General features: G+C 39.0%; 1 protein-coding gene. It reads right to left on the bottom strand.

What is annotated here, in order from left to right:
• Positions 1–48: 48 nt before the first annotated feature.
• On the bottom strand, positions 49–1221 hold the full coding sequence (locus tag FFM51_RS08685; protein ID WP_057746220.1) for an IS256 family transposase: 1173 nt from the start codon (positions 1219–1221) through the stop codon (positions 49–51).
• Positions 1222–1327: the final 106 nt, after the last annotated feature.

Genomic DNA, 1327 nt, shown 5'->3' with positions numbered 1-1327 from the left:
GAGAGTGTCAAATTTTATGTGTAAATAGAAAAGCCTCTCGTCCTTTTTTTAAAACATAGATTCTAATGTGTCTTCAACCATGTTGAATCCCTTATGCACCCGCTGATCAAACTTGTCATTGTAATCCAGAATAACCGTCATCAAGGTTCTTTCTAAGGATTCCTCATTTGGAAACTGTTCACGTTTTTTAGTCTGCCGCTTGAATTTTTTATTAAATGATTCAATTAGGTTTGTGCTGTAAATACTAGCCCGAATAGCTGCTGGGAAATCAAAACACGTCAATAATTTCTGATTTTCTAATAACCCTTGGGTAACTTTAGGATATCGTTTGCGCCAGCGATTGATAAAGTTAGCTAGGCTGTGCTCTGCCGCCTGTTTATCAGATGATTGATGGATTAATTTAAAATCACCTAAGACTTCTTTACGGTCTTTCACACGAATACGATGCGAGATATTACGACTTACATGAACGAGACATTGTTGAATAACGGCTTCGGGGTAATATTTGCCAACCGCAGACGCCAATCCAACTAAGCCATCGGCCACAAAAAGTAAATTCTGTTGCACCCCTCGTTGTTTCAGATCAGCCAATACCTCTGTCCAAATTGCACCAGATTCAGTAGGCGCTATTTTGTATGATAAGACTTCTTTATGCCCATTAGGCTGTATACCGATCGCAATGTGGACTGCTTCTTTTGCGACGGTGTCGCGTCTTAACGGCAGATAAGTGGCATCCAGATAGATAACCGCATATTTTTCTGACAATGTTCTACTTTTGAAAGCTTCAACTTGTTCATTAACGACTTTAGTTAAGTTAGAAACTGTTTGCGGTGTGTAATAAGCACCATACATTTTTTCCATGAGATCGGAGATTTCATGGGTAGTAATGCCTTTTTGATAAAGCTGGATGACCGTCTGTTCCAGTTGGTCTGTTTGGCGCTGATAAGCAGGTAAGGTGTGGTTAATAAATTCGCCATTACGATCACGTGGAACCGTGAGATTCAACTCGCCATATTTAGTTTTGAAGGTTCTTAAGTAGTTGCCATTGCGTGAATTACCAGAGTTAAATCCAGCTCTATCATAGCGTTCATAGCCTAAAAAGGCGGAAAGCTCATTTTGAAGTAATTCATTAACGGCAATTTCTAGGTGATCTTTAAAAATGAGGTCTAAATCTTGATTCTGAGCTAGTGCTGTGACAATTTCTTTGGTAAACTGATTCATGGGGAAGCCTCCTGTGATGTTTGTTTAGACGCTAACTATCATAAGGGAGAGGCTTCCCTTTTTCAATTCCCAATAATTCATTTACACATAATTATTTAAACACTCT

Origin of the sequence: Paucilactobacillus kaifaensis, from assembly GCF_005405145.1 — a bacterium.
Lineage (GTDB): Bacteria > Bacillota > Bacilli > Lactobacillales > Lactobacillaceae > Paucilactobacillus > Paucilactobacillus kaifaensis.
The sequence above is the reverse complement of the archived record's forward strand: the minus strand, read 5'-3'. Positions and strand labels throughout refer to the sequence as shown.